22 protein-coding genes, 1 tRNA gene and 1 pseudogene are annotated in these 24,633 nt (G+C 67.0%); 12 read left to right on the top strand and 12 right to left on the bottom strand.

Translation table 11 applies throughout. The annotated features are described in order from the left end of the window. The 3 genes and pseudogenes from HMPREF2883_RS01945 to HMPREF2883_RS01935 form a co-directional block, all read left to right on the top strand. A pseudogene (locus tag HMPREF2883_RS01945) lies at nucleotides 1-274 on the top strand (hypothetical protein); the annotation flags it as partial. Nucleotides 275-435: 161 nt separating this feature from the next. After that, on the top strand, nucleotides 436-726 hold the full coding sequence (locus HMPREF2883_RS01940; RefSeq protein ID WP_070658693.1) for a hypothetical protein: 291 nt from the start codon (nucleotides 436-438) through the stop codon (nucleotides 724-726). 209 nt (nucleotides 727-935) lie between these two features. Next, on the top strand, nucleotides 936-1,190 hold the full coding sequence (locus tag HMPREF2883_RS01935) for a hypothetical protein (RefSeq protein WP_070658691.1): 255 nt from the start codon (nucleotides 936-938) through the stop codon (nucleotides 1,188-1,190). A 226-nt stretch (nucleotides 1,191-1,416) separates the two neighbouring features. Here the strand turns inward: HMPREF2883_RS01935 and HMPREF2883_RS01930 are convergent, their stop codons facing one another. The 5 genes from HMPREF2883_RS01930 to HMPREF2883_RS01910 form a co-directional block, all read right to left on the bottom strand. After that, nucleotides 1,417-2,151: a glutamine amidotransferase gene (locus HMPREF2883_RS01930; RefSeq protein WP_070658689.1), complete on the bottom strand. Its 735-nt coding sequence runs from the start codon at nucleotides 2,149-2,151 to the stop codon at nucleotides 1,417-1,419. Between the two features lie 67 nt (nucleotides 2,152-2,218). After that, entirely contained in the window at nucleotides 2,219-3,040 is an 822-nt protein-coding gene (locus HMPREF2883_RS01925) for a nucleoside phosphorylase-I family protein (protein WP_070658687.1), read from the bottom strand. Between the two features lie 253 nt (nucleotides 3,041-3,293). Next, entirely contained in the window at nucleotides 3,294-3,806 is a 513-nt protein-coding gene (locus HMPREF2883_RS01920; RefSeq protein ID WP_256277282.1) for a hypothetical protein, read from the bottom strand. Next, nucleotides 3,799-3,987, bottom strand: a complete 189-nt coding sequence (locus tag HMPREF2883_RS01915) for a helix-turn-helix transcriptional regulator (RefSeq protein ID WP_070658705.1) — start codon at nucleotides 3,985-3,987, stop codon at nucleotides 3,799-3,801. The genes HMPREF2883_RS01920 and HMPREF2883_RS01915 overlap by 8 nt, the downstream gene beginning before the upstream one ends. Nucleotides 3,988-4,023: 36 nt before the next feature. After that, the gene (locus tag HMPREF2883_RS01910) at nucleotides 4,024-4,419 is read right to left on the bottom strand and encodes a PTS sugar transporter (protein ID WP_256277281.1); all 396 of its coding nucleotides are present in this window, start codon (nucleotides 4,417-4,419) and stop codon (nucleotides 4,024-4,026) included. A 220-nt stretch (nucleotides 4,420-4,639) separates the two neighbouring features. Between HMPREF2883_RS01910 and HMPREF2883_RS01905 the strand changes: the two genes are divergently transcribed. Then, nucleotides 4,640-5,008: a hypothetical protein gene (locus HMPREF2883_RS01905; protein ID WP_070658682.1), complete on the top strand. Its 369-nt coding sequence runs from the start codon at nucleotides 4,640-4,642 to the stop codon at nucleotides 5,006-5,008. A gap of 145 nt (nucleotides 5,009-5,153) precedes the next feature. Then, nucleotides 5,154-8,105 (top strand): ATP-dependent RNA helicase, encoded by a 2,952-nt coding sequence (locus tag HMPREF2883_RS01900; protein WP_070658703.1) that lies wholly within the window; start codon nucleotides 5,154-5,156, stop codon nucleotides 8,103-8,105. 32 nt (nucleotides 8,106-8,137) lie between these two features. Here the strand turns inward: HMPREF2883_RS01900 and HMPREF2883_RS01895 are convergent, their stop codons facing one another. The 5 genes from HMPREF2883_RS01895 to HMPREF2883_RS01880 form a co-directional block, all read right to left on the bottom strand. Beyond that, a complete protein-coding gene (locus HMPREF2883_RS01895; RefSeq protein ID WP_070658680.1) occupies nucleotides 8,138-8,602 on the bottom strand; it encodes a nuclear transport factor 2 family protein in 465 nt (154 codons plus the stop codon). Nucleotides 8,603-8,899: 297 nt separating this feature from the next. Further along, nucleotides 8,900-9,634: a hypothetical protein gene (locus HMPREF2883_RS01890; protein ID WP_256277280.1), complete on the bottom strand. Its 735-nt coding sequence runs from the start codon at nucleotides 9,632-9,634 to the stop codon at nucleotides 8,900-8,902. After that, a complete protein-coding gene (locus HMPREF2883_RS01885) occupies nucleotides 9,631-9,843 on the bottom strand; it encodes a hypothetical protein (RefSeq protein ID WP_070658678.1) in 213 nt (70 codons plus the stop codon). Before HMPREF2883_RS01885 ends, HMPREF2883_RS01890 begins: the two co-directional genes overlap by 4 nt. Nucleotides 9,844-10,196: 353 nt before the next feature. Beyond that, nucleotides 10,197-10,285: transfer RNA gene (locus HMPREF2883_RS14980), tRNA-Ser, on the bottom strand. Between the two features lie 139 nt (nucleotides 10,286-10,424). Next, a complete protein-coding gene (locus HMPREF2883_RS01880; protein ID WP_176747111.1) occupies nucleotides 10,425-11,018 on the bottom strand; it encodes a nucleoside deaminase in 594 nt (197 codons plus the stop codon). A 142-nt stretch (nucleotides 11,019-11,160) separates the two neighbouring features. Between HMPREF2883_RS01880 and betT the strand changes: the two genes are divergently transcribed. Beyond that, a complete protein-coding gene (gene betT / locus HMPREF2883_RS01875; RefSeq protein ID WP_070658676.1) occupies nucleotides 11,161-13,395 on the top strand; it encodes a choline BCCT transporter BetT in 2,235 nt (744 codons plus the stop codon). 106 nt (nucleotides 13,396-13,501) lie between these two features. Here the strand turns inward: betT and HMPREF2883_RS01870 are convergent, their stop codons facing one another. Next, nucleotides 13,502-14,365 (bottom strand): aldo/keto reductase, encoded by an 864-nt coding sequence (locus HMPREF2883_RS01870; protein WP_070658674.1) that lies wholly within the window; start codon nucleotides 14,363-14,365, stop codon nucleotides 13,502-13,504. A gap of 553 nt (nucleotides 14,366-14,918) precedes the next feature. On the opposite strand from HMPREF2883_RS01870, the gene upp reads away from it, so the two are divergent. Then, nucleotides 14,919-15,557 carry a uracil phosphoribosyltransferase gene (gene upp / locus HMPREF2883_RS01865; protein ID WP_070658672.1) on the top strand — a complete coding sequence of 213 codons (639 nt, stop codon included), beginning with the start codon at nucleotides 14,919-14,921 and terminating at the stop codon, nucleotides 15,555-15,557. Nucleotides 15,558-15,658: 101 nt separating this feature from the next. After that, nucleotides 15,659-17,719, top strand: a complete 2,061-nt coding sequence (locus HMPREF2883_RS01860; RefSeq protein ID WP_070658671.1) for a variant leucine-rich repeat-containing protein — start codon at nucleotides 15,659-15,661, stop codon at nucleotides 17,717-17,719. 130 nt (nucleotides 17,720-17,849) lie between these two features. On the opposite strand, the gene HMPREF2883_RS01855 is transcribed toward HMPREF2883_RS01860, so the two are convergent. After that, entirely contained in the window at nucleotides 17,850-18,674 is an 825-nt protein-coding gene (locus HMPREF2883_RS01855; RefSeq protein ID WP_075371021.1) for an MT-A70 family methyltransferase, read from the bottom strand. 646 nt (nucleotides 18,675-19,320) lie between these two features. Here HMPREF2883_RS01855 and HMPREF2883_RS01850 point away from each other — a divergent pair. The 4 genes from HMPREF2883_RS01850 to HMPREF2883_RS01835 all read left to right on the top strand — a co-directional run. Continuing rightward, nucleotides 19,321-20,880, top strand: a complete 1,560-nt coding sequence (locus HMPREF2883_RS01850; RefSeq protein WP_070658667.1) for a type I restriction-modification system subunit M — start codon at nucleotides 19,321-19,323, stop codon at nucleotides 20,878-20,880. Continuing rightward, nucleotides 20,877-22,115: a restriction endonuclease subunit S gene (locus HMPREF2883_RS01845; protein WP_070658665.1), complete on the top strand. Its 1,239-nt coding sequence runs from the start codon at nucleotides 20,877-20,879 to the stop codon at nucleotides 22,113-22,115. The genes HMPREF2883_RS01850 and HMPREF2883_RS01845 overlap by 4 nt, the downstream gene beginning before the upstream one ends. Before the next feature lie 4 nt (nucleotides 22,116-22,119). Next, entirely contained in the window at nucleotides 22,120-23,016 is an 897-nt protein-coding gene (locus tag HMPREF2883_RS01840) for a GIY-YIG nuclease family protein (protein WP_070658663.1), read from the top strand. Between the two features lie 56 nt (nucleotides 23,017-23,072). Next, nucleotides 23,073-24,633 (top strand): type I restriction endonuclease subunit R (locus HMPREF2883_RS01835; RefSeq protein ID WP_256277279.1); only part of this gene is annotated, 1,561 nt, incomplete at its 3' end.

Below are 24,633 nucleotides of genomic sequence, written 5' to 3'. Positions count from 1 at the left end.
TCAGGAGTCGGACTGGATGCGTGAGCCAGTCATTAACGGCGAGCTCATGTCTGAGCAGGACGCGGCGGTGGAGCTGAGGTTGCACCCCAGGGATCCTGAGTTCATCCCGGAGTGGATGGCGACCAAGGCAGCCGCCTTCCACAAGAAGGAGGAGGCCCGAGCACGACGTCGCGAACGCGACCGAGCCCGCCGGGAACGCAAGAAGGCCGAAGCCGCCCAAGCCGCCCAGGAGGCTTCCACGAACACGCCGAATGCCAACGAGGACGACCAGTAGCCGACTGGGTGAAGACACCTGGCCGCACATGTGCCTGGGATCACTCCTTCAAGGACATCCGGACACCCCGCGGCTCCGAACTCCTGATGACGGCGCAGCCCACTGCTGCGCCACCACTCACCTGGCCACGTCGCCAATCTATGTCACCAAGGAGTTCTCCCATGCGTACTCGCAAGATCGTGTCAGCTGCCCTGCTCGTCGCCGCCCTCGCCGTCGGCACGGCCGCCTGTGGCTCCACGAATACCGACAAGGACAAGATGGAGCAGACCTCCACCCCGGGCGGTGCCATGAGCGACAGCAAGATGTCCGACGGCAAGACCTCTGACGGGAAGATGTCCGACGGCAAGACCTCTGACGGGAAGATGTCCGACGGGAAGATGTCGGACGGCAAGATGAGCGACGACAAGATGTCGGCTGACCCCTCGGCCAGCGCCATGTCGGACGGCAAGTAGACCTCATCCGCGACTGACCCCCACGACACGTCCTGGCCCGCACCCACACGGTGGGTGCGGGCCAACGCACTACCAGGCAAGCGACACAGGGCCCCCAGTCAGCATGGTCGTGAAGCACAACACATTTTGATTGTCGATAGATATGTTGCCGCTCGACGCCGCCAGGGCTGCTAAGGTTCGAAAGCCAGTTAAGTAAATAGGAGGTCAATATGCGACAGACATCCACCCCCAAGCGCTTCCTCGCCCTGACCCTGAGCGCAGGCATCCTGACCTGCGGACTCGCGCTGAGCAGCACCACCGCCAGCGCCGCCGAGCCCGCAACGGTCACCGCCTCCGCACCCCAGGCCCGCAGCACCGACGACGTCGCCCCCACCGGATGGTTCGATCGATTCAAGCAGAACTGGCGCGAAGCGGCTCGTAAGTACAACGAAGCAGATCAGAGGGCTGCCAGGAACTTCCGGTAGTCGCAACACCAACGCCCTGCCGGAATGTCTCTCGAGCTCTTCCAGCCCTCAAGAGCTCAGCGCCGGCACTCTCATCAGAGTGGCTGAGGCCGCCCACCCCGGCCACCAGCCCCAATCAGACCACGAAACCGCGGCTTCGGCCCGCGCTCACATGGCAGCGCGGGCCGGGGTCGCTTCTTCTGACCGCGTCGGACAGAGGACCCGCCAGGACGGGTCGGCGCAGCCGTCAGTCGCGGGCGTGGACGGACACGAAGTTGGCCAGGAGCTTCCAGGAGTCGGAGACGTCGTCGAGGCGCACGCGGGCCTGGAGCTCGGCGAGCTCGTCGTCGGCGAAGTAGCCGTGACCGGCGTAGAAGCCGAGCCGGTGGGCGAGGTAGTCGCCGTCGAGCTCGGGGTGGAACTGGGTGGCGTACAGGTTGGATCCGATCCGGAACATCTGGATCGGGCATGCCTCGCCGGTCCCCAGGAGGACGGCGTGGGGCGGCAGCGTCGTGACTGCTTCCTTGTGGGCGACGAAGGCCTGGAAGACCTTCGGGACGCCCGCGCAGATCGGGTCGGCCAGGCCGGCCTCGGTGAGAGTGACCTCCGGGGCGGTGACGGCCTCGCCGTAGGTGGTGTCGACGACGGCGCCCTGATGGCAGGCGAGCGTGCCCACGCCGTAGCAGGCGCCGAAGAAGGGGAAGTCGGCCTCGACGACGCGGTCGAGCAGGCCGGAGAGCTCGGCCTCGACGCGCTTCTGAGTGGCGGACTTCTTCTCCGGCGGGGTGGAGGCGTTGAAGGGGGAGCCGCCCACGAGGATGCCGGACCAGTCGTCCAGGTCGATCTGCGGCAGGGACTCGGACTCCAGGCGCAGGCGGCGCAGCGTGGACTCATCCAGGCCGGTGCGCTTGAGGAATGCCTCGTACTCGGCGTCGGCGGGTTCGTCCTCGCTGCGGGTGGCCAGGAAGAGGAAGGGTTTCACGAGATGACCTTAACGGGGGCCGACAGCCTGGGCAGCATCCTTTTCCACGCCGTTCCCAGAATCACGTTCAGGCACCGGCCCGCAGGCTTCTGAGGATCTCCTCGACGGCGGCCAGGGTGACGCCGGAGGCCTGCCGCAGGGAGAGCTGCGCCCGCCCGAGGTTGCCGCCGGCGGCCGGAGCGTCGAGGTAGGTCAGGGCGGAGACCGCCACTCCCCTCGAGGCCAGGACCATGGCCTCGGCCACGGAATCGGTGACGGCGGCGTCGGCGCCCAGGGAGGCCAGTGCGCGGGACTCGGCCGGGCTCGGACGCAGCGGCCCAGGCACGAGGGCGACCACGGAGCTGCCGCTCACGCCGCGTAGGCTCCCCAGGCGCTCGGTGAGCCTGGCATCCCAGCCGGCCGAGACCATGCCGGCGGCCGGGAAGAGAGAACCACCGGAGACGTTGAGGTGGTCGGCGACGACGCGCACCTGTCCCGGCGCCGTCCCCCCGGCCACGTCACCGGAGCCGCGCAGCGGGGTGGCGCGGGTGACGAGCAGGGCGGCGCGCAGGCGGGCCCCGCTGGCGATCCGGGCCAGCGCCGTCGCACCGCGGGCGGCCTCGCCCTCGTACATGCTGGTGCGACCACGGGCGACGAGGACGCCGAGGCCACCGCGCTCATAGGACATGAGCGCGTCCTCCTGGCCGGGGGCGCTGGGAGCCTGAACGCCGGGCAGGAAGGACAGGCGCACCCGGGCCGAGGGGCGTCCCCAGGCCTGGTCGAGGTCGCGCAGGAAGGCGGGCTCAGCGATGACGAGGAGGTCATGGCGGGCGCGCCCCGTGGCCAGGAGGATGGAGGCGCCGTCGGGGTCCTCGTCCCAGATTCCTGGCGGGGCGGACTGCTGGACCATGGATTCTCCTCGAGTGCGCCCGGGGCGGGCGATGGGACAGGGAACGATGGCCGGCGCTGGACGCCGGTCAGGGTGGAGCGAAGTCTACGCGAAGACGCCGCCGGCCGCCGCCGGCGCACACCCACCCCACGCTCACCAACAAAATCTTCAAAATCGACGCGGCTCCGGGTCGATTCTGAAGATTCCGTCGATGTGTGTGCGGGGCGGCGGGCCGGGCGGGGCGTGCGGGGCGATGCAACCGCACTCCCTCGGCCTACATCGTGCGGTTGAAGTAGATGTTCCCTCCGATGAAGCTGATCAGCTGGAGCCACAGGACGATGCTCAGGACCAGCATTATCGGCCCTCCGAAGGCGCTCACCGTGACGGCGATGACATTACCGATGAGCCCGACGACGCCGGTGAGGGCACAGGCCCGCTGCAAGGCGGCCTTGTCACGTTCATCATCCCGCTTCTCAAGCTCCCTGACGAAGAAGGTTTCATATCCGAACCTCTTGGCGACGAACAGGGCGACGATCGCCAGCATCATGATCGTTCCCCCGCTGGCGGCACCATAGAGGAAGTCACTGTTCGACGGGATCGTCAACGCGGCCACCCACAGGAGGACCACGGCGACGGCCACGAGCGTCATACGTGCGGCGGTGATCTGCCATAGCGCGGTGATCCTCAGATTTCGTCGACCCTTCGGCGTCGAGTCGGAGGAGGACGAACCGGTGGCCGCAGCGGAGGAAGGAGCGGGCGTGGGCGACGTGGGCTCTGACTCAGACATGAAAGATCTCCTCAACAGTGGTCTCGAAGTAGCGGGCTATGGCGATGGCCAGGGGAAGGGAGGGGTCGTACTTGCCCTTCTCGATGGAGTTGATGCTCTGCCTGGAGACGCCCAGGGCGACTCCGAGCTGGGCCTGGGTGAGACCGCGGGCCTCGCGCAGGCTACGCACGTCGTTATCCATGACCCTCACCACCCGGGGCGCGGCGAGCCAACCGGCTCATGCCGCAGCCGCGTTCCGGGCGGCACGCAGTCGCGGGGACAGCCACGCGACACCGACGATGGAGACGCCGATCATGGCGGCACCCATGAGACGGACGACCAGCAGAAGCGGTCCGGCGGAGAGATGAGTGGCCGCAGGGTTCACGAAGCCCACCATGATTCCGATGGGGAGGGCACAGACGAAACCAGCCTGCTGCCCACCGAGCTTCTTGAGGAGCTCGGGCGCCTCCTCGGCACGGACCTCGGGCAGGCGTCGAGCCGAGTACCGGTAGACGAGCAGGTAGAGGACGATCCCGACAGCAAGGCCACCGACCACCCCGGCAATGAAGGCGACACCGGGAGAGGCCTGCGACACGGCGGCCAGGACAGAAGAAGCGGAGACGGCCGAAAGCATGGCGATCACTCCTTGAATAGCCACTCGCCCCACGAGCGGGTGTCATGTTTGCTTGACATGTCTAGTGTGCTTGACAAAGCCTTCCATGTCAAGCGTGCTTCACTCGGAGAATCCAGGCCGCCGGCGCACAGCCGGGCCAGCGGGCCGGCGCGCCGCCTTCACGCAAACGTGATTGCACGCAATGTGCAAGAACAAAGGAAGGTCGTTTAGCATCCCCCTCATGGCTGAGCGAATTTTTACAATTAATGCACCGATCGATCAAGTTCGATCAATCGTTACAGAGCTTTTCACTCGGGAGGGATGGACCGTCACCCCCTTCTCCGCCGACACTCTCCAGATCACCCGCGGCAAGAAGGGCATGTCCGTCGCCTTCGGTGCGTTCATGGGCCGCAACTTCTATCTTTCGCAGAACCTTCAGTTCGGGACCGGCCCGCACGGCGAGACCCTGGTGCGATACCTGTCCTCGACGGGGTCGGCCATCATCGGCGGCGCGCTCGGCATGCGCAAGTCCCTCAAGACCCATGCCGAGTACGCCGAGAAGCTCGCCGACGCCCTGCAATCGCGCGACATCCTCATGAGCGTGCGGTAGCCGCCGGCGCCTGCGCGCCCCTCGTCCCTATCCACCCACTGCGCCTCCGGTCCTCCGCCGACCGGGGGCCTTCTGCTGCTCGGTGCCCCTGCCCCGCTCCGACGTCGGCCCGCCCGCTCCCTCCCCCACCGGGCACAATCGGGGCATGACTCGCACCGGGCCGCAGGGCCGCACGAAGCCTCCGCAGACCGACCCCATCGGGGCCCTGCTCGCCTCGCCCCCGGACCTGCCGGTGGTCGAGGTGCTGCCCGAGCTGCGCGAGCGCCTCTCCTCCAACCCCTCCGCCTCCGACGACGCCGGCGCCGGTGCCTGCCTGGTTCTCACCGCCCCACCCGGCACCGGTAAGACGACGCTCGTCCCACCGCTCCTGGCCGACGTCCTTACCGACGTCCCCGCCGCTGCACCGGGACGCTCCCTGGAACGCCGGCCGGGCCGCGTCGTCGTCACCCAGCCGCGGCGCATCGCCGCCCGAGCGGCCGCCCGCCGCCTGGCCGACCTGCTGGGAGAGGAGGTCGGCGGCACCGTCGGGTACGCGGTGCGCGGGGAACGGCGCACCGGCCCGGACACCCGGATCGAGGTCGTCACCGCCGGGCTCCTCCTGCGCCGCCTCCAGCGGGACCCGGAGCTGAGCGGCGTCGACGCCGTCATCCTCGACGAGGTCCACGAGCGCTCCTTGGACAGCGACCTGGTCCTGACCCTCCTAGTGGACACGCGCGCCGCCCTGCGCGAGGACCTCACCGTCGTGGCCATGTCCGCCACGCTCGACGCCGACCGCCTGCGCCGCATCCTGGGCGGCTCCTCGGGCGGAGCCTCGGACGGCACGTCGGACGGAGCTGCCCCGCTGGTGGAGGTGCCCGGTCGCCTCCACCCCCTTGAGGAGGTGTGGGCGCCACCGGGGCGCACCGGTCGCCTCGGGCCGCGCGGGGTGCCGCGGGAGTTCCTCGCCCACGTCGCCACCACCGTGGAGCGGGCCCTGGCCGAGCGCTCCGGTGACGTGCTGGTCTTCCTGCCCGGGGCCCGAGAGGTCGACGACGTCGTCTCCCGCCTGCGCGGCGCGGCCCTGGCGGGCGTGGACGTCCTGCCGCTGCACGGCCGCCTGCCCGCGAGCGCCCAGGACGCAGCCCTGGCCCCCAGCCCGGCAGGGCGGCGGCGCGTCGTGGTGGCCACGAACGTGGCCGAGTCCTCGCTGACGGTGCCCGGGGTGCGGGTGGTGGTGGACTCCACGCTGGCGCGCGAGCCGCGCCTGGACGTGGCCCGCTCCATGAGTGGCCTGGTGACGGTGGGGGTCTCGCGGGCGGCCGGGGTGCAGCGGGCCGGGCGGGCGGGGCGCGAGGGGCCCGGCGTCGTCTACCGCTGCTGCTCGCCGACGGACTGGGCGCGCTCGCCGCTGGCTCCGACCCCGGAGATCCTCTCGGCCGACCTCACCGGTGCGGCCCTGGAGCTGGCCGTGTGGGGCGTGCCCGACGGCGCGGGGCTGGCCTGGGTGGATGAGCCGCCGGCTGCGGCGCTGGGGGCCGCCCGGGAGGCGTTGGAGCGCCTGGGCCTGGCCGGCGTTGCTGGCGTGACGCCCCTGGGGCGGGCGGTGGCCGGGCTGCCGGCGGGTGTGCGTGAGGCGCGGGCCCTGCTGGCGACGGCGCCGGTGCTGGGGGCGCGGCGGGCGGCGCGGGCGACGGCGCTGCTGACCGCCGACCTGCGCGCGCCCGGCGGGGACCTGACGGCCCTGGCCAGGCAGGTGCGCGGTGGCGGGGCCGGGTCGGGGGCGTGGAAGGCGGAGGCGCGCCGACTGGAGCAGGCCTGCCTGCGCGCCGTCTTAGAGCAGTCGGGGGCCCCTGAGGCCCCGGGCTCCGCGAGCGGTGGACCACAGGCACCTGACGCGTTGGAGACCTCCGGTTCGCCGGGCACGGGCCGGGAGGGTGCGGGCCGGCCCGACGGCGTCGGCGGAGGCGCTCTCGGGGACGGTGAGGGCGCCGCGTCGGCCGACCTGGAGTCGGCGGTGGCGCTGGTGGCCGGGACGGCGCAGCCGCAGTGGATCGCTCGACGTCGGGGGCCGGCGCCGCAGGCGGGCAAGGAGGCGCACTACGCGAGCGTCGCCGGGACCGGGCTGCGCCTGCCGGCGGGCTCGGCGCTGGCGGAGTCCGAGTGGCTGGCGGTGGCCGGCGTGGACCTGACCGGTGGGCGCGGGGACGCACTCATCCGGGCCGCGGCGCCCCTCGATGAGCAGACGGCCCTGGAGCTGGCCGGGGCCTGGCTGGCCGAGGAGGAGCGCGCCGTCTGGGAGGGCGGACGCCTGCGCACGGAGCGTCTGCGCCGCCTGGGGGCCATCACGCTCACCACCACCCCGGGGTCGCCGCCGGGTCCGACGGCGGTGGCGGACGCCGTCGTCGCGCGGGTGCGCGCCGAGGGGGCCGATGCCGGCCTGGCGGTGCTGCCGTGGGATAAGGAGGCGCTCGGCCTGCGCGCCCGTCTGGCCCTGCTGCACGAGCACCTGGGTGAGCCCTGGCCGGATATGAGCGATGCGGCCCTGGCGGAGCGGGCCGAGGAGTGGCTGGCACCGGCGGTGGCGAGCCTGGCCGGAGGATCAGGCGGACCGGGCAGGTCGGGTGAATCGGCGTCGTCGGGCTTGGGCGGCCGGCGTTTCAGCCTGGAGCGGCTGAATGTCGCCCAGGCGCTGCGGGCGCTGCTGCCGTGGCCGCAGGCGGCGCGCCTGGACGAGCTGGTGCCCGAACGCCTGGAGGTTCCCTCCGGCTCACAGGTGCCGGTGGACTACACGGCGGCGGTCGGCGGGGCGGCCGGGACAGCGGGCCCGGTGGACCCGGCCGAGGCCGGGCGGGTGGGCCGGCCGGTGCTGGCGGTACGGGTCCAGGAGTGCTTCGGCTGGGCGACCACGCCGCGGATCGTGGAGGGCCGGGTGGCGGTGCTGCTGCACCTGCTCTCTCCGGCGCGCCGTCCGGTGGCGATCACCGACGACCTGGCCTCCTTCTGGGAGCAGGGCTACCCGCAGGTGCGCGCCGAGATGCGGGGCCGCTACCCCAAGCACGCCTGGCCGGAGGACCCGTGGAACGCGCCCACCACGAAGGGGACCAGGCGGCGTCGGTAGGCGAGAACGAGGCTCACCGGTCGGACGGGGCCTCACCAGGTGGAGGCGTCCAGGCGGCTGAAGCGGAAGCCGGTGGGGTTGCGCTCAGTGTCGGGGTCGGCGTCGGGCACGACGTATCCGACGATCTGGAGGTTCCAGGTGCCGCGCCCGCCCCACAGGGTGGCCGTGGTGCGGGTGCGGCCGCGCACCACCGGGAAGCCGGCGATGGTGTCGAGCTGGACGGAGACCACCTCGTGGGAGTGGTAGCGCATGGCGCCGTTGGCGATGTCGCCGAGCCACTCGACCTTGGGCTGGGGGTAGCCGGTCATGTGGGTCAGGACGCAGTAGTCGGTGAGCAGGGCGTCGATTGCCTTGGTGTCAGCGGCGACCATGGCGTCGCACAGGAGTGAGTAGAGCTCGGCGGCCGCGCGGGGCGCGATCTCGGAGGCGTGGGGGTGGGGGCGGACCTGCGTGTGGGAAGGGGACAGGGTTCGGGATTCGTGGGGACGGCGACTCATGGGCCAAGAGTAAGGCCCGACGTCGAATATATGAGGGACCAACAGCGCTCCCGCGGCCGGGTCGGGGGCGCAGGGCCCTCGTCGGGGCGCAGGCCCCTGCGGGCCTCATGCGGCGGCTACTCCACGAGGGTGGGGATCCACTGGCCGGGGGTTGTGCGTACTGGACGAACCCCCGAACCCCGTGGCGTACACCCGCCCCTCCCCCAGTGGCCCCCGACCCTCGTGCAGTACGGGGTCTCTCGGAGTGGACTACCAGATGAACTGCTCAGGGCCTTCCCCGGCCCTCGTGCGATGCACTCAATACCGCCCTAACCACTCCGCACGATCGCTCTCCGGCTGGTAGCCCTCCGGAGGAGTGACTGCCCACCCCATCTCCTGAAGGACATCCGCAGCGATACCGCTCGATGACCGGACAATGGCTTTCGCCTGCTCCGTTCTCCAGCGAGCTCGGGCCTGATCAAGTTCCTGGCGCGCGTGAGGAGGATGGTCGACTCCAAGCTCCTCGATCAGCATTGTCAGGAAGTCCTCCAGAGCGGGCCGCAGCCTCGGACCCCCGACAGGGAAGTGGATGTCAGAGATCTGGGGAGTCTTCTCAGCGCTTCCCCGCTTCTTGACCGTGCTTCGTCCGCTGCCACGGCCATCGCGGGACATCATGAAGGTCCAGGCGTCACGATGCGCGTGAATATGAAGGTGTGAGCAAGGAACGTTCACCCGGGGACGGCGCCGGTAGTCAAGACGAGCAAGCCACTCGCCTCCGCCATGCGGTCTCAGGCCGAACGTCGAGCCCTCAATGATCATGTACGGATGCTGTGTTGATATCGAACAGGTGTAAGACACGACGAGATCGAGGAGCTTCTTGCCGCCGATGGACAGGACGACAGGAGCCTTCTCCTGCGGATGAACAGCCGCCTTCCACGGATCCTCTCCTGCGATGTCGACCTGGAACTCAGGCGCTGCCGGGCAAACCGCACGCACTGTACGAGTCAGGTCCTCCGCAAAACGGAAGGTCTGCTCATCCGCCCCGGTGATCACTTGCCGAGAAGGAACATCAAGCTGTGGTACTCAGAGAACAGCTTGAGGTCGTCCGACGGATACTCACCGGTGTACTCCTGAGCGAGTGCAGCATCAACACTGCCGAACCGACGCTCGAGCGCACTGACAACAGCCCTCTCTCGCGCCTCAAGCTCGGCCTGCGAGAAGTGCTTGACGACTCCACGTGACGGAACAAGGGCGGTGGACATATGACTGTCTCCTTCCGTGGTCGTACAAGCACTGTAACGCATCGCTACGACACGAACCGCTCCCTCTTCCGTGACGGCCGGCGAGTAGGTCTCAGCCGGAAGAAACCGCCCCGAGCTTCACGAGGGTGGGGATCCACTGGCCGGGGGTTGTGCGTACTGGACGAACCCCCGAACCCCGTGGCGTACACCCGCCCCTCCCCCAGTGGCCCCCGACCCTCGTGCAGTACGGGCGTCTCACGACGTCGAGCAGCCGCCGGCCATCGACACGGGCGGCCTCGAAGCGGGGAACCGAAACAGGGAACGCGAAGGGCCCGCCGCGCAGCTCCTGGCTGCTCGTCGGGCCCTCGCCGTGGTGGCGGTAGCGCTGGGATTCGAACCCAGGGTGGCTATGAACCACACAGACTTTCGAGATCTGCACCTTCGGCCGCTCGGACACGCTACCTCGCCCACGAGGTTACACGGACGTTGCCCCGCTCCCCAATGCGACGTCCTGCGGTATCAGTCACGACCGACGTCGTGCCCACTGGCCCCGTCGAGCCCGGCGCCCCACCAGGCCTACCAGGCCCGGCCGGCGAGCCCCGTCAGCGGCGGTCGGAGAAGAAGGCGGTCAGGAGGTCCTGGGACTCCTGGGCTCGCAGGCCGGCGCGCACCTCGACCTGGTGGTTGGCGCGGGCGTCGCGCACGACGTCGCGCACTGAGCCGCAGGCCCCGGTCCGCGGCTCCCAGGCCCCCAGGACGAGTCGGGCCACCCGGGCCAGGACGATGGCGCCGGCACACATGGTGCACGGCTCGAGGGTGACCACGAGGGTGCAGCCGTCCAGATGGGAGTCACCCAGGGTGGCGCCGGCGGCGCGCAGGGCGCGGATCTCGGCGTGCGCCGTCGGGTCGTGCTCGGCCTCGCGGGCGTTGGCGGCCTCGGCGAGGACGGCCCCCTCCAGCGAGAGCACGACGGCGCCCACCGGCACCTCCCCCGCCTCACCGGCCGCGCGGGCCAGCTCCAGGGCGCGCACCATGGCGGTGTCGATGACCGGACTGGCGGCCGGGCTGAGGGGCGGCTTGATGACCGTACCGCCGCCCCGCCCCACGGCGACACCCACCCGCTCACCGAGCGCGCCGGCGTCGGAGCCCGAGCTGAACGGGCTCGGTGGCTGCGCAGAAGAAGGTGAAGACGTCACGAGTTCATTATCTCGTTATAGGCTCCCCACAACATGCCCGGGCTCGGACAGCCGCCCCGCCCCACCGGCCCCGGCGCCGCACCCCAAGCCCCGCGCCCCCAAGAAGCCCCCGCGAAGACCCCACGAAGAACGGAGCAGGTCGGTGAGCCGGTCCCCCGAATCGAGCGATGAGAGCGAATCCGCGCCAGGCGGTTCCCCTCAAGGCGCCTCCCGGCCGGCCCCGTCGTCGGACCGATTCTCAGTGCTGCGCCTCCCCGGCGGCTCCCTCCCCGGCACCCTGCTCGGCAAGCTGCCCGGCAAGGAGCCCCTCAACCCGGTGGTGTTCTTCGTGTCGGCCACCATCATCGCGATCGTCGCCCTGGCCGCACTCGTCGCCCCCGACCTCGTCAAGAGCGCCTTCGGGGCGGCCGTGACCTGGACGAGCCGATGGTTCGGCTCCTTCTACATCCTGCTCATCACGGCCGCGCTCGTCTTCATCCTGGGCCTGGCCTTCTCCCGCTTCGGGCGCATCCGCCTGGGCCCGGACAACTCGACGCCGGACTTCTCCACCTTCGCCTGGACGGCCATGCTCTTCGCCGCCGGCATCGGCACCGAGATCCTGTTCTTCGCCGTCGCCGAGCCGGTCGACCAGTACGTGCACCCGCCCACCGGCGACGCCCAGGCCATCCCCCCGGCCACCCGCGCCCGCGAGGCCATCGTCCTGTCCCTGTTCCACTACGGCATCTCCGGCTGGGGCCTGTACGCCCTGGTGGGCCTGGCCATGGCCTACTTCGCCTACCGACGCCGCGACACCCTCACGCTGCGCTCGACCCTGCGCCCGCTGCTGGGGCGGCACACCGAGGGCGTCATCGGCGACATCGTCGACGCCGCGGCCCTGGTCGGTGGGGTCTTCGGCATCGCCGCCTCGCTGGGGGTCGGCGTCGTCCAACTGAACGTGGCCCTCAACATCCTGTTCGGGCTGCCGCAGGGCTTCCCCACCCAGATCGGGCTGACCACCCTGGCCGTCGTCATGGCCACCGTCTCGGCCGTCTCCGGCGTCGACCGGGGCGTGCGCGTCCTGTCCACCATCAACGTGCTGCTGGCCATCGGCCTGGCCATGTGGGTGCTCGTCACCGGTGACGCCGCCTTCCTCATCGACGCCCTCATCGGCTCCATCGGCGACTTCTTCACCCGCTTCCCGCAGCTGACGCTGGAGACCTACGCCTACAACCGCCCCGATGACTGGCTCAATGCCTGGACCCTGTTCTTCTGGGCGTGGTGGATCGCCTGGGCGGCCTTCGTGGGCATGTTCCTGGCCCGCATCTCACGCGGCCGCACCATCCGCCAGTTCGTGCTCGGCAGCCTCCTGCTGCCCTTCTGCTACATCCTCATGTGGGTGGCGATCTTCGGCAACCACGCCCTGGACCTGGTCATCCGCGGCAACGGCGAGTTCCGGGACATCACCCTGGAGCGGCCCGAGCAGGGGCTGTACTGGATCCTGGAGCACCTGCCGGGCCAGAAGATCCTCATCGCCCTGGCCCTGTTCATCGGGATCCTCTTCTACGTCACCAGCGCCGACTCCGGCGCCCTGGTCATGGCCAACCTCTCCAGCCGCATCCGCTCGGCGCGCCAGGACGCCGCCGCCTGGCTGCGGATCTTCTGGGCCGCCCTGACCGGGATCCTCACCATCGCGATGCTCGTGGCCGGCGGCATCCCCATCCTCCAGCAGGCCACCATCGTCATGGCGCTGCCCTTCTCCGGGGTCCTCATCCTCATCATGTACACCCTGTGGCGCTCCCTGAGCACCGAGGACACCTACAACCAGGCCCTGACCCAGGCCGACCGCAACCGGGCCCTGGGCTTCAACGGCTCGGCCGCGGGGCTGGAGCAGACGCCCTGGCGCGAGCGCCTGACGCACACCCTCAACTCGGTCTCCCCCGACGAGGCCGGCAACGCCATGGAGCGGCGCATCGTGCCGGCCCTGGAGGCGGTGGCCACCGAGCTGCGCAAGGAGAACGTCTCCGCCGAGGTCTTCGTCGAGGGCCCCGAGGCCCAGGACCCCGACGACGAGCGCACCTTCCTGGGGCGCGCCAGCCTGGTGGTCTCCTCCCACCCGGCCACCGACAGCGGTGAGGAGCAGTCCAGCTCCATCGACTCCTTCCGCTACGTGGTGCGCATGGTGGTCACGCCGGTGCCCGCCTACGGCTTCGCCGTCCACGAGGCCGACGACCTCACGGTGCGCCTCGAGGTGCGCCCGCACAGCGGCGGCCAGGGCTACGACGTCGTCGACTGGAACTCCGACCAGGTGGCCCACGACGTCCTGGACCACTACGAGCGCTGGCTGGAGTACGTGGGCACCTCCGAGAAGAGCGAGTCCCGGTTCTCCCGGCGACTCTGAGGCGCGCTCCCGCGCCCGCCGTCGGGGCTGCCTCGGCCCCGCTCACCGGCTCCTCCCCGCCGGATGCGGCCGCCGGTAGCCGGATGCAGCCGTAGGCGGCCCGGGGTCAGTCCGCCTCGACCGTGAAGGAGGCGAGGCGCTCCTGGAAGGCGGGGTCGTAGTGGTTGACGACGCCCTGCCCCTCGTCGAGAGCGGCGATGGTCCGCATGTCGGCGTCGTCGAGCTGGAAGTCGGTGACATCGAGGTTGGTGACCATGCGCTCACGGTGGACCGTCTTGGGGATGACGATGATGTCCAGCTGGATGAGGTAGCGCAGGGCCACCTGGGCAGCGGTCTTGCCGTGCTTCTCGCCGACGGCGGTGAGCACCGGGTGGGTGAAGATGTTGTTGCGGCCCTGGGCGAGCGGGCCCCAGGACTCCAGGGCGGTGCCGTACTTGGTGTACCAGGTGCGGTTGTCGGCCTGCTGGTTGAAGACGTGGGTCTCCATCTGGTTGACGGCCGGAGACACCTCGACGTGCTGCGCCAGGTCGACGAACCGGTCGGGGAAGAAGTTGGAGACGCCGATGGCGCGGACCTTGCCGGCGGCCAGGGCCTTCTCCATGGCGCGGTAGGTGCCGTAGTAGTCGCCGAAGGGCTGGTGGACGAGCAGCAGGTCGACGTAGTCGGTGCCCAGGCGGCGCAGGGAGCCGTCGATGGAGCGGGCGGCGCGCTCCTCCCCGGCGTTGGTGAGCCACACCTTGGTGGTCACGAAGATGTCCTCGCGGGGCAGCCCGCAGTTGGCGACGGCCGCGCCCACGCCCTCCTCGTTGCGGTAGGCCTGGGCGGTGTCGACGTGGCGATAGCCGACCTCGAAGGCCTCGAGCACGGCCCGCTCGGTCTCCTCCGGCGGGGTCAGGAAGACGCCGTAGCCGATCTGCGGGATGTCGACGCCATTGTTGAGAGTGATGGTGAGGGCGGAGCCGTTGGCCATGAGTTCTCCAATCGATACGGTCGGTGACGGCAACCTAGCCCCGCAGGCGGGTACGACGTCAGCACCGTTCGCCCCCGGCCCAACCGTCGTGTGCAAGCTGTCCTGGCTTGCTCGCACGCCCGAATCTGGACCTGCCCACGCTCCCGAGTCCGAACCCGGCCACGTACCCCACTGCTGGCAGACCCGCCATCCGCGCGAGAGATGTGTGGTCGGGTTGTGCATCGGGAAGCGGCCGCGTGCGGTGGCCGAAACGGCCCCGATGGCTGGCCGATGTCCAAATCTGTGACAAAGGGGCCGAACGGAATGAAACAGGCGAAACGAAACCGCATGATTCCGCGGTTCTGTTACAGGCATGAAGAACGCGAAGGCTCCTTTGTCACCGATTTGGACACAACACGGTCACCATCGCGGGATCTCACCAGAGACTCCGGCAGCGACTCCGACACCGGCGACGCGTCCAGGCCGTCAAAGCGACATAACCCGGCCGTGAGCGCGCAGGAGGCCGGCACGCGTGGTGACGGTGCGGACCGGGCTGCGGCATTAGGCTGTCCCCATGCGCCTCCACGTTGCCGACCACCCCCTCATCGACCACAAGCTCTCCGTCCTGCGTGACGAGAAGACACCGTCGGCGGTCTTCCGCCAGCTGGTGGATGAGCTCGTCACCCTGCTCGCCTACGAGGCCACCCGCGAGGTGCGCACCGAGAAGGTCGAGATCCGCACTCCCGTGGCGCTGGCCCAGTGCCGCCGCCTGGCCGACCCGCACCCGATCGTGGTGCCGATCCTGCGCGCGGGCCTGGGAATGCTCGAGGGCATGACCCGCCTGCTGCCCACGGCGGAGGTCGGCTTCCTGGGAATGAAGCGCGACGAGGACACCCTGGAGGTGGAAACCTACGCCAACCGCCTGCCCGAGGACCTCTCGGGCCGCCAGTGCTTCGTCGTCGACCCCATGCTCGCCACCGGTCACACCCTCGTGGCCGCCATTGACTACCTGCTGGAGCGCGGGGCGCGCGACGTCACCGCGCTGTGCCTCATCGCCGCGCCCGAGGGGGTCAAGACGCTGGAGGAGGCGGTCGGCGAGCGCGCGAATGTCACGGTGGTGACCGCCGGGGTGGATGAGCGCCTCAACGAGCACGCCTACATCGTGCCCGGTTTGGGCGACGCCGGTGACCGCCTTTACGGCATCGTCGACTGACTCACCGGCTCTCGCCCGCCGCGTCATTTCAACGGCGCGCTCGAAGGTTAATGTTCCCATTCTGTGACCTCGAGCCATAGATCTCGTTAGGCTCGGGAGACATGACGACGGGGCACTCACCTTCTTCCGGAGACTACGACGCAACGACGGCGCTCAGCAGGTTCGCCTCACCGCGGGACCTCGAACGGATCGCCGAGACCCGTCCCGACCTGCACTCGATCCTGGCGGCCAATCCGTCGATCCCGCCTCGGGCCCGCAAGATACTGGAGCGGTCCGACGACGCCGTCGTCCAGGAGGTGCTGGCGCGCCAGGCCGGTCGTGGCGCCCAGGTCGGTCGTGGCGCCCAGCCAGCTCAGCCGGCGCAGTCTCCCGTCCCGGGTGAAATCAGCCCGATGGCGCCGACGATGGCGGTGGGAACGGCTGCCGGGACGATGGGGGCGCCGCCCCAGCAACCGGTTCCCGCCAGTTCCGGGTACGCGCAGATTCCTCAGGAGTATGGCGCTCACCAGTCGGGGGTGCCCGGAGCGGCACCGCAGGGAGGCTCGCTTCAGGGGCCCTCCCCTCAGGGGTATGGGGCCGCGGCACCTCAGTCCCCGCAGGGTCCGCCCCGGCAGGCCGCTCAGGCGGCACAGGCTTTTGCGGCGCCGCAGCCCGTCGCGCCGCAGCCGGCCGCCCAAGCGTACTCGGCGTCCTCGATGCAGGCAGCGGCCCAACCCGCGGACCAGCAGACCGCGATGCCGCCCGGGGTACCGAGCGGAGCGCCGTCGGGATACGGAGTGGGCCAGGGCCAGGCTGATGACTCGAGGCAGGCATACGGTCCGGGTCAGCCGGTCGCGCCGGCCTATGGGGCACCGATGTATGCGCCGCCGGCGCAGGCTCCAAGGAAGCGCCGTCTGCTCAAGGTGGTCGCTGTCGTTCTGCCGATCATTCTCGTTCTGGGCGTTGGTGGCGTGGCCGCCTGGTATTTCCTGGGGCACAGTGAGGTCTACTTGGGTTCAACGTACGTGACTCCGTCGGGTGCTTGGGCGAACGGTGCGGACAAGGCCTGGAGCATCGACGTCGATTCTTATGAGGATCCTTACGTGTTCGGCGATTATCTGGTAATAGTCGACAAGGGGTCTGACACCCTGACCGCCTACAGCCCGCTGGGCGGCAACATGAAGGAAAAATGGAAAACCACCGTTGATGACGGAGACTTCAGTTCGTCATATGACACGTCCTCCGTTCTTCTGAAATGGGGGGACAACACGCTGGTTCACAACTCCACCCTCATTGACCTGAAAACCGGGAAGACCTCAAGGGCACCCTGGGGCGAAAGCAATCCTGCAGTAATTGCCGGCGACACCGCTATTTCCTGTAAAGCAAGCGACAAGTGCACCGCCTGGGGGGCGAACAAAGAACAGAAGTGGTCGCGCAAGATCGGTGGAACGGGGAGCCCCTTCAAATCACTGAACATGTTCAACCCGACTTTCTTGGTCAAAGACGAGCAGCGTTACCTTGCGCTGTTCAACGCTGTCATCAATATCGATAACGGTGAGACCCTGTTCCTCGGAGGGGGATCGAAGGCCGACTCGGACCTCGTCACCTGGTACTTCCAGGACGGCTGGGGGACCCTGGAGCTGGAGGACGGCTCTGACTCCGGTTCGAGTTCATCAGCCGACAGGGAGTACAAAGTGACAGTTTATAATTTCAAGGGGGAGAAACAGGGCAGCTATCGAGAGACTCTGCCTGTGCACGAGAATGTTGTCGAGGAAGACAAGAAACTCCCCACGGCCAAGGAGCATCGCACATACTTCAAGGACCAGGACTTCAGTGGCGCCAGCCTGACTGCGAAATCAAACAGCGACGGCTGCATCACTCGGATCAAGCCCAAGAAAGGCAGTTCCATCAACGTTCCCGAGGCGGACACAAGCAGCATCTTCTCCGGATGCCCATCTGCGGCAAAGAGCTCTGAGGACGGCCGCGTCGTCAAGTTGATGGTACTGAATCGCGGGGACGCCAACACGATCACTGGGCTCATCAGTATCAAGACCGGAAAAGAGATTAAGTTCAGCGGAATCGACTTGGAGAATGAGGATACGCTCATCATCGCCAAGCCCGACCTTATCATCGGCTACAACAAGTTTGACGGCAAGGTCATCGGCTTCAAACCGGCCTCCTAGGGCAGTGCCGCAGCGGCGCTGGTGCGGCACTGTCGGTGACGTTCCGCAGGCCGGACGCCATCTGCTCTTCAGCAGGGGACGCCTCACGCGCAGGGGACTGGATTCCGGTTCTCGACGGCGTCGAACGCCCTCACTCTCGCTTTCGCAGCTCCACGCCGGCCTTGGCCAGGAGGCTGTGTACCCGCGTGGTGGAGTAGCCCGATTGAGTCGAAATCTGCTGAACTGACATCCCTTTTGCATACTCACCCGCCATGATTTGGGCGACGCGATCCGAGAGCCAGTCGCTCATCCGCTCATTTGGCTCCAGGTGCGGCAGGGATTCGATATCACCACCGCCGTACCCCCGCTGAGCTTTCCCCTGCGGCGTGATATCTTCATCCGACTCATTGCCCCACACGGACCAGCCCGGTCGCGCGTAGCGGGCGAACATCTCCAGGTACGGACCCGGCGAGCAGGACTCGATGAGGTCATACTGTTCGTCGGGCTTTCGGCTGTGCTCACGCTTGCGTGTCTCGATCATATTGACCGTCGAGCGCCCCGGCGCCAGCGTTCTCATGGATCCTTTAACACCGAACAGAATCGGCTCCGTGACATTGCGGAAGTAGAAGCCGACGCCGCGGCCGTCCGGCCCGCCGTCTTTGCGCCGCTTGGCCCAGATGATATTCGAGACGTAGCGGAACCCCCACGCCTGCATCACCTCCAGTCCCTCCGGAAGCAAGGCGTTGGGGACCCACAGGTACAGGTGGGCGTTCGCTGCGGTCACGTCACCGACCGGGAGCTCCTTGATCTCCTCGAGAGACATCGTCCCGTACCTGCCCAGACGACGGTGCTCGGGAGCGACCTTGCCGGTTCGATTGGTGAACCGCCACGGGGGGTCGGCCAGAACGGTCTGGAATCCTCCTTCTACTGTAGGAAGTGGAGCGATTTCCGCAGAGGAACCCAGAGCCTTGGACACCCCCTTAGGTGTACCAGAGAAAGATCTGGTTTGTCACTCATGGGTCTTTTATGTGGATGGGGACCGCTCGCGTCCCACGTCATCCAGCCGGACTGCTGGCAGTTTCGCGCTGGGGGCCGGCGGGACTGGCACGGATCGCGCGCTTCCGCGGCGACCTGAGGCGACCGCATCCCGGACGCCGGCGGGAACATTCCGCGCGGCCGGGTGCGGTCCGCTCCAGCCGGGGACAGCCCGCGCGTTCGGGGACAGGATTCCCGTCCCCGACGACGTCGAAGGTCCCCGGCCGCGACGACATGTCCCCGGCCACGCAGGATGTCCCCCGACTCGCGGAATGCACCCGTCCGCTCCGTAGGCCCCGCACGAGTGGGGCGCTCACACAGATCGTCCCACACACCGCCCTCCGCCGACCGGCACGCCTCCCCTTCCAACCACCACGGGCCGGCCAGCGGCAGAAACAAGCGGCCCCGCACCTCAGGTGCGGGGCCGACGGAGTAAGCGCACCGGTCCAAGCCCGATACTCGCTGCCTGGCGAAGACTGTAGCCGCCATCCGCCCCGCACCCCAACCTCAGCGCGTGGTCATCGGACGTCCTCAGTTGGTGGGATACTTCTGCCTGATCCCCCATCCTGACGACGAAGAGGCCGACTGTGAGTAGAGAGACTGAGCGCGCTGCGCTTCACCGTGCGATCTGGCAGGTTGCCAACGACCTGCGCGGGAGCGTGGACGGATGGGACTTCAAGGCCTACGTCCTGGGCTTTCTTTTCTACCGGTTCATCTCTGAGAACCTCACCGAGTACATCAACGCCGGCGAGCGCGAGGCCGGAGACCCGGACTTCGACTACCGCTTCTTGTCTCACGCCGACGCCGAGGGCGCCCGCGAGGGCATCATTGAGGAGAAGGGCTTCTTCATCGCCCCAGGCGACCTGTTCGACAACGTGCGCGAGCGGGCACCGCGCGACGAGAACCTCAACGAGACGCTGTCACGCATCTTCAAGAGCATCGAGGCCTCGGCGACCGGCACGGGCTCGGAGTCGGATCTTTGGGGCCTGTTCGACGACGTGGACGTGAACTCCACGAAGCTGGGCCGCACGGTGGCCCAGCGCAATGACAAGCTCACGCGACTTATGCAGGCGATCGGAGACCTGGACCTGTCCTACGGGGAGTCCTCGATCGACACCTTCGGCGACGCCTACGAGTACCTCATGACGATGTACGCCTCGAACGCGGGCAAGTCAGGCGGCGAGTTCTTCACACCGCAGGAGGTCAGCGAGGTGCTGGCCCGCATCACGGTCATGGGCAAGAAGAGTGTTAACCGCGTCTACGATCCGGCCTGCGGCTCGGGCTCGCTGCTGCTGAAGTTCGCGAAGGTGCTCGGCAAGGAGAATGTGCGCGGCGGGTTCTTCGGCCAGGAGATCAACCTGACCACCTACAACCTGTGTCGGATCAACATGTTCCTGCACGACATCAACTTCGCCGACTTCAGCATCGCCCATGGGGACACGCTCATCGACCCGGCGCACTGGGATGACGAGCCCTTCGAGGCAATCGTCTCCAACCCACCGTACTCGACGAAGTGGATCGGCAAGGACGATCCGGCTCTCATCAACGACCCGCGCTTCTCCCCAGCAGGTGTGCTGGCCCCGAAGTCGAAGGCGGACCTGGCCTTCACCATGCACATGCTGTCTTGGCTGGCAGTGGATGGGACAGCGGCGATCGTCGAGTTCCCGGGTGTGCTCTACCGCGGCGCCGCGGAGGCTAAGATCCGCCAGTACCTGGTGGAGAACAACTATGTCGACGCCGTCATCCAGCTTCCGCCAGACCTGTTCTTCGGGACGACGATCGGCACGTGCATCATCGTGCTCAAGAAGTCGAAGCAGGACAACAGCGTCCTATTCATGGACGCCTCGAAGCAGTTCGTGCGGCAGGGCAACAAGAACAAGCTCTCGGCGGAGAACCAGGAGATGATCCTGGAGACGCTCGCCAAGCGGGTCGACATCGATCATGTGACCGCACTGGTGAGCGCGGAGGCAATCAGGGAGAACGGTTTCAACCTGTCGGTGTCCTCCTACGTGGAAGCGGAGGACACTCGCGAGGAGGTCGACATCGTGGAGCTCAATGCCCGGATCAAGGAGATCGTGGAGCGGCAGGCAGTGCTGCGGGCGAGTATTGATGAGATCGTGGCCGACTTCGAAGGCGGTACCCGGTGAGCCGCATCGACGACCTCATCCGCGACCTCTGCTCAGACGGCGTGGAGTACAGAACAATCGGCAGTCTCGGGCAGTGGAGAGGAGGTGGCACACCTTCAAAGAGCCGCCCAGAGTTCTGGGAAAACGGAACGATTCCATGGGTTTCCCCGAAGGATATGAGGTCTTACGAACTCGCATCGACTCAAGACAAGATTACACTGCAGGCAACTCGAGAATCTTCAGCCAACCTTGTACCTGGCCCATCATTAGCAGTTGTCTCTCGATCCAGCATCCTGCAGCACACTTTACCTGTCTCTATTGTCCCCTTCGAGGCGTCATTCAATCAGGACACAAAAACACTCACACCCCACAAAAACGTCAACCTTCATTACGCAGCCCACGTCTTGCGGGCACATGCCAACTCGATACTAGCAACCACATCCAAACGAGGAGGATCAGTCAACTCCTTAATTTTACCAAAGTTCCTTGAGTACAAAGTTCCAATTCCACCACTACCTATCCAGGAAGAGATTGTTCGCACTCTCAGCAACTTCGCGCACCTGGCAACACGGTTAGAAATGGAGCTAAAGGCGGAGCTGGAGGCTCGTCAGAATCAGTTTACCTATTATCGCGACCACCTTGTCACCGGTTTGCAACAAGTGCAACTCGTGCCCATCAAGGACATCGGCGAACTCCAGAGGGGGCGACGATTCACTCGCAACGACATGGTTGACGAAGGAATCCCAGCGATTCATTACGGAGAAATCTACACAACCTACGGCTACAGAACGGAGTCTACCACCTCATTCGTAAAGGACGAGATCGGGCCACAGCTACGATTTGCCCAGCCAGGAGATGTCATCATTGCTGCTGTCGGAGAGACTGTCGCCGACGTCGGAACTGGAGTCGCCTGGCTAGGAACCACGCCTGTCGCCTATCATGACGACTCATTTGCCCTGCATCACAACCAAGATCCAAGATATATATCGCACGCCCTCCGCACGAGCGAATACCGCCGCCAGAAAGACAGATTCGTCTCACGAGCTAAAGTGAAGCGCCTCTCGGCCAGAGGAATCGAGCAAATCAGAATTCCGCTTCCAGCGCTTGACGAACAACGCCGCATCGCCGACATTCTTGACGAATTTGACGCCCTCGTCAACGACTTGACCTCCGGCCTCCCTGCGGAGATCAAGGCTCGTCGCACGCAGTACGAGTACTACCGTGACCGCCTCTTCACCTTCCCTGAGAAGAAATGACCCCATGAGCGGAAAACACATCGAGCTCTTCCTCGTTGACGGGGAGCCCGGCGGTATCATGACCGCGAACGTCTCGGGATGGACCGGCCATATCCTTGTCGGGCCCCGCGCAGCCCTCACTCGTCTCCTTGACCGCGAAGAGGCTCACCGAAACGGCGTCTATCTCCTCCTTGGCGATGACCCTGGTGCGAGCGAGAGCATCGCCTGCTATATCGGCAGAACTGAAGACTTCTCTGCTCGATTCCGTCAGCACGACCGTCAAAAAGACTGGTGGGACCGGGCAGTACTCATCAGCAGTCGTGACGACTCCTTCAACGAAGGACACTGGGGCTACCTCGAGGCTCGTCTTGTCGAGATCGCCAGCACTGCCAAGCGCTGTTCGCTACCCGACAACACCCAAACACCACAGCCCCGGAAGCTCTCGGAGGCTCAACAATCAGACGCCGAGGCCTTCCTCGACCAGGTCCGCGGCATCCTCCCGGTCCTCGGAGTCAACATTCTCCGTAGCACTCGCAGGACTCCTGAACGGCAAGCACCCCCACCAGATATCGACTCTCCGATTTTCACACTCACTTCCCCTAAGCGCGGAGTTAAAGCCCGGGCTCGCGTTGTCGGGTACGAGTTCATCATGCTGGAAGGCTCCCGCGTCGTCGGAGAATGGAGCAATGAGGGCAGTAAGCCAAGTACCCGCAACTCCTACAGAAACTACCGGGATCGGCATGCCAAACTCGTCGATGACGGAAGTATCGCTGTCGAGGGAGAAATCGGCACTCTCACACGGGACGTCCCCTTCCCCTCACCATCCGCCGCCGGCTCTATTGCCGTCGGCTACTCCTGCAACGGCCGTATCGCCTGGACCTGGGAGGGCGGCACCTACAAGGACTGGGAGAACGGGACTTGACCGCTGGTTCCACCACCCCAGAAGATTCTCTCCAACCCTGACGAAAGCGTCCTCCCATGACCATTCGTGAAGCCTCCGCCGTCGGCGTCGAACCGGTTGTTCTCACCAGTGAGAGCACCGTCGTCGGACTCTATGAGCCCGAGGAGACCGACCGCGCCGGCTACCAGTCGGAGGCCGAGCTGGAAGCGGCCTTTATCCGCCAGCTACAGGCCCAGGCCTACGAGTACGTCTCCTTCACCAGCGAGGACGAGCTCGTCGCCAACCTGCGCACCCAGCTCGAAGCCCTCAACGACTACACCTTCACCGATGGGGAGTGGGAGCGCTTCTTCGCCCAGTCGATCCGCACCCGCTCAGGTGGCGGGGACGAGATCGCGGAGAAGACCCGCCGCATCCAAGAGGACCACGTCCAGACCCTCATCCGGGACAACGGCGAGTCCAAGAACATCCGGCTCATCGACAAGCAGCACATCCACAACAACCGCCTGCAGGTCACCAACCAGTACGTCGTCGAGACAGGCGCCCACCACACCCGCTACGACGTCACCGTCCTCGTCAACGGCCTGCCACTGGTGCACATCGAGCTCAAGCGCCGCGGCGTGCCCATCCGCGAGGCCTTCAACCAGATCAACCGCTACCAGCGTGACTCCTTCTGGGCGGGCGCCGGCCTGTTCGGCTACGTCCAAATCTTCGTCATCTCCAACGGCACCCAGACCAAGTACTACTCGAACACCACCCGCTTCGACCACGTCACCGAGTCCACACGGGGCAAGCGCGAGTCCAAGGCCGCCAACTCCGACTCCTTCGAGTTCACCTCCTGGTGGTCCGACGCCGCCAACAAGCCGATCACGGACCTGGTCGACTTCACCCGGACCTTCTTCGCCAAGCACACGCTGCTGGCTCTGTTGACCCGGTACTGCGTCTTCACCACCGCGCAGAAGCTGCTGGTCATGCGGCCCTACCAGATCGCCGCAACTGAGGCCATCCTCCAGCGGATCCTCACGGCGTCGGCCAACAAGCAGACCGGCACCGTGGCGGGCGGCGGCTACATCTGGCACACCACCGGCTCGGGCAAGACCCTCACCTCCTTCAAGACCGCCAAGCTGGCGGCCGGGATGGAGGGGATCGACAAGGTCATTTTCGTCGTCGACCGCAAGGACCTGGACCACCAGACCATCAAGGAGTACAACCGCTTCGCCGAAGGGACGGTCTCCGCGAACCAGTCCACCAACCAGCTGAGCAGGCAGATCAACGACCCGGATACGAGCATCATCGTCACCACGATCCAGAAGCTCTCCAACTTCGTGGGGCGCAACCGTAAGCACGCCATCTACACCGGGCACGTCGTCCTCGTGTTCGACGAGTGTCACCGCAGCCAGTTCGGGGACATGCACACGGCCATCACCAAGGCCTTCCGCAACTACCACCTCTTCGGGTTCACGGGCACGCCGATCTTCGCGGCCAACTCCGGCTCCAGCGGCAACGTCCAGCTGCGCACCACCGCGCAGGCCTTCGGCGACCAGGGGGTCGGCAAAGTTGGTGGGTGGGGGTGTCTGAGCCGTTTTGACGGGGGTGGTGTGTCGCTAGGACGGGGGCGCGGGCCCCGCAGGGACGATGAGT

The sequence above is a fragment of the Actinomyces sp. HMSC075C01 genome (genome assembly GCF_001812965.1).
Classification (GTDB): domain Bacteria; phylum Actinomycetota; class Actinomycetes; order Actinomycetales; family Actinomycetaceae; genus Actinomyces; species Actinomyces acetigenes.
This window is presented reverse-complemented; position numbering and strand designations above follow the sequence as displayed.

Excerpts from the sequence above, each read along its gene's own strand:
- HMPREF2883_RS01940 (WP_070658693.1), top strand. The coding sequence starts at position 436 with ATGCGTACTCGCAAGATCGTGTCAGCTGCCCTGCTCGTCGCCGCCCTC.
- HMPREF2883_RS01935 (WP_070658691.1), top strand. The coding sequence starts at position 936 with ATGCGACAGACATCCACCCCCAAGCGCTTCCTCGCCCTGACCCTGAGC.
- HMPREF2883_RS01925 (WP_070658687.1), bottom strand. The coding sequence starts at position 3,040 with ATGGTCCAGCAGTCCGCCCCGCCAGGAATCTGGGACGAGGACCCCGAC.
- HMPREF2883_RS01920 (WP_256277282.1), bottom strand. The coding sequence starts at position 3,806 with ATGTCTGAGTCAGAGCCCACGTCGCCCACGCCCGCTCCTTCCTCCGCT.
- HMPREF2883_RS01915 (WP_070658705.1), bottom strand. The coding sequence starts at position 3,987 with ATGGATAACGACGTGCGTAGCCTGCGCGAGGCCCGCGGTCTCACCCAG.
- HMPREF2883_RS01910 (WP_256277281.1), bottom strand. The coding sequence starts at position 4,419 with ATGCTTTCGGCCGTCTCCGCTTCTTCTGTCCTGGCCGCCGTGTCGCAG.
- HMPREF2883_RS01905 (WP_070658682.1), top strand. The coding sequence starts at position 4,640 with ATGGCTGAGCGAATTTTTACAATTAATGCACCGATCGATCAAGTTCGA.
- HMPREF2883_RS01900 (WP_070658703.1), top strand. The coding sequence starts at position 5,154 with ATGACTCGCACCGGGCCGCAGGGCCGCACGAAGCCTCCGCAGACCGAC.
- HMPREF2883_RS01895 (WP_070658680.1), bottom strand. The coding sequence starts at position 8,602 with ATGAGTCGCCGTCCCCACGAATCCCGAACCCTGTCCCCTTCCCACACG.
- HMPREF2883_RS01885 (WP_070658678.1), bottom strand. The coding sequence starts at position 9,843 with ATGTCCACCGCCCTTGTTCCGTCACGTGGAGTCGTCAAGCACTTCTCG.
- HMPREF2883_RS01870 (WP_070658674.1), bottom strand. The coding sequence starts at position 14,365 with ATGGCCAACGGCTCCGCCCTCACCATCACTCTCAACAATGGCGTCGAC.
- upp (WP_070658672.1), top strand. The coding sequence starts at position 14,919 with ATGCGCCTCCACGTTGCCGACCACCCCCTCATCGACCACAAGCTCTCC.
- HMPREF2883_RS01860 (WP_070658671.1), top strand. The coding sequence starts at position 15,659 with ATGACGACGGGGCACTCACCTTCTTCCGGAGACTACGACGCAACGACG.
- HMPREF2883_RS01840 (WP_070658663.1), top strand. The coding sequence starts at position 22,120 with ATGAGCGGAAAACACATCGAGCTCTTCCTCGTTGACGGGGAGCCCGGC.